Raw genomic sequence first — 2,752 nt, 5'->3', positions numbered from 1 at the left:
CACCGCTGATGCGCAGATGAAAGCGCAGGGGCAGCAGCTGGCGATGGAGCCTGCAACCAGCCTGTTGAGGAGGGCGCAAAACCTTATTGTCGGTTGGGAGAGTGTGACGCAAACGCACCGTAATTTCTCACCAGATATGGATACGTTAAAGCAGTTTGTTGAAAAGGCGGACCAGATAAAGAAGCCGGTATTGTTGATGGAAGCACCGGAGGGGATAGGGAGCGTTACGCCAGAAAGTATTCTTCTGCACAGTGGCAACGGTTTGTATATGCAGAGTATTGGAGAAGTCAGTATTGCCAGCGAGCAGAGGCTTTCAGTGAATGCCAGCCAGGCGATATCGTTACTTTCCCGCCAGGAAGGTGTTCGTCTGGTATCTGCAAAAGGCCCGCTGAATATCGAATCTCATAGCGATATTCTCTCATTAACGTCTCTTCAGGATGTTACCGTACAGTCCACACAGGGACATCTTCAGCTTACGGCGAAGAATGGTATCACTATTGGGTGTGGCGGCGCTTACATTCGCTTGACCCCGCAGGGAGAAATTGAAATTCATGGACCTGGCCTGTTAAGTCTGAAAGGACAACATAATTTGCAGGGGCCAGCCAGCGAGGATTTCCAGTTGCCCGATCTGCCTTCATCAGTATGTAAAGAATGCCTCAAACGGGCTCAGGAACTGGCTCAGGGTTTTGTGCCGAGGGATGCGTAAATGGACAACATAAAGATCTGGCTGGATAAAATCCAGCTGACGTGTCAGCAGATTGGTCACAATTATGTCGATATGATTATCGATCAGTGCGGCGTGAATTTCTCCGTCATTCCGGCTCTTTCCGGGTTTTCTCCGGCAATAAAATGGCAGTCCCTTTACCAGGGATTGCCGGAGAATATTTACCCGGACGATGCGCCTTTGCTGGTACGTATTGAGCTGGAAGATGCTCAGCAGGTGCAGTGGTTATATGCGCTGGCTAGTGAAGCTGCGGCAACAGCGCCTTTACTGGTGCTGGGGTCATCCTGGCGGTTCGAAGTTTTGGCTGAATGGTTGATCCGTTGCATTGATGCGCAGCATGAGGGGCGTGCAGGGATATTTCGCTTCTGGGATACGCGTATATTTTCGTATCTTTTTACCCATGTTCTTAGTGATGAACAGCAAAGTCAGCTCCACAGACCGACATTATTCTGGAGCTGGCTGGATCGCGACGAAGCACCTGTTTTGCTGGAAGGAAACGGGGCAGCATTAGGTGAAGAGGAATTGAGTGAGCAAATCATATTTACTGATAATCAGTTTGAAAGTCTGATGTGTCTGTGTGATGCAAAACAATTATTGGTTTATCTGCCATTACCGAAGAACCTTTTTATGAACAGAGAAAGTGAATTTTCTGCTTGCTTTAAGGCTATGCTGGCTGCGACAAAAGAAGGTGTGCTTTTCGAAGATAAACGTAATGAGTGGGTGGCTGAGTATATTCTTAAAAATAAAATTTATTCTGATGAATGCAGTTCTGGTGTTAATAATCTATAAAGTCATCAGGAGTGGTATTTTCAATAGGGATCATAGCTACTTACATCGGAGGGGTTATGTATTTGGATAGTGATACAAAAGTTATTATCTCTGGAGCGGTAATATTACTGGTTGGAATCATTGTCTGGAAAAAACAAAGCTTTTTTATTGCTCTGGTGTTTTGTGTTTTGTTTATCAAAGCGTCTATGATGTTTTTAGCGATAGTTATGCTATTATCCTGGGGAGAGCCGGCAAATTCTTTTTATTTTATATTTCCTGTTATTAGTGTTTTTATCGCTTTGTTTTTTCCTGATAAGCGTTGGCCAAAACATACCGGACACATATACAGATGTTCATCATGCATGAATTTTGTTAACTATAAAATCGATAAATGTCCTCATTGTGGCTCTGACATGGATCCAAAAAATATTTGAAAAAAAAAGACCAAACAATAAGCGGCTATTAGATGACGGTTGAATCTAATGATAACCCTGTTTATCCGGCTAAAATAAGGGAACCTGAGATATGTCTATAATAAAGTCTGATTTAGGCTGGTATCCACCGCAGGGACGATGGCTGACACGCTTTGTTTTTATCGCTGCGGCGATATTGCTGGCTGGTTGTGACAGGCCTGCCAGAGAAAAGAATGTTAGCGGCGGCAGCGGCACCATAGAAGCGGTTAACCATACCCACTGGGCGATAAACCATTTCAGCGTAGACGGGCAGTCAGGGCTGGATATTATCGGCCCCTGGCAGGGCGGCGGCGGTGGCTGCTGTTACGGTGTGCCAACGAAATGGAAACCGGGAATGACGGTGAAAGTGGAATGGGAAACGGGTGTCGGTTATTCAATGGATTTTCCAGGATATGGAGATGACGCTAAATATTTAGAATGGGAAAAAAAAATAAAAGCTCAGAACCAGGAACATAGCCGGATAGTCCCAGTTCCCGATTATACCGGGCAAAAAACCTGCGGAATAAAGGTTCACTTTTTACCCTGCGATCAAATAAAAGTCACCACCAGCTGCTATGACTACGGCAACCCAAATTATCCGATTAAAGATCCGATCAAAATGGAGGAACCCAAAGTATGTCCACAATAAAGCCTGATGCAGTCTGGTATCCTCCGCAGTTTCCAGCACAGGGACGATGGTTCACACGCCTTGTTTTTATTGCTGTGGCGACACTGCTGGCAGGTTGCGATCAGTTGGCGCAAGTGGAAAGTGTCAGCGGCGGCAGCGGCACCATAGAAGCGGTTAACC

General features: G+C 45.8%; 4 protein-coding genes. All 4 read left to right on the top strand.

What is annotated here, in order from left to right:
- On the top strand, nt 1-706 hold a 706-nt coding region (locus tag HMPREF3178_RS11225; protein WP_139146028.1), incomplete at its 5' end, for a DUF2345 domain-containing protein.
- A complete protein-coding gene (locus HMPREF3178_RS11220) occupies nt 707-1,513 on the top strand; it encodes a DUF4123 domain-containing protein (protein WP_004112476.1) in 807 nt (268 codons plus the stop codon).
- 62 nt (nt 1,514-1,575) lie between these two features.
- Nucleotides 1,576-1,926, top strand: a complete 351-nt coding sequence (locus HMPREF3178_RS30890) for a hypothetical protein (protein WP_125286752.1) — start codon at nt 1,576-1,578, stop codon at nt 1,924-1,926.
- A gap of 91 nt (nt 1,927-2,017) precedes the next feature.
- On the top strand, nt 2,018-2,593 hold the full coding sequence (locus tag HMPREF3178_RS11215; protein WP_017146033.1) for a DUF3304 domain-containing protein: 576 nt from the start codon (nt 2,018-2,020) through the stop codon (nt 2,591-2,593).
- Nucleotides 2,594-2,752 lie beyond the last annotated feature (159 nt).

This window comes from Klebsiella sp. HMSC09D12, assembly GCF_001808475.1.
GTDB lineage: Bacteria > Pseudomonadota > Gammaproteobacteria > Enterobacterales > Enterobacteriaceae > Klebsiella > Klebsiella oxytoca.
The sequence above is the reverse complement of the archived record's forward strand: the minus strand, read 5'-3'. Positions and strand labels throughout refer to the sequence as shown.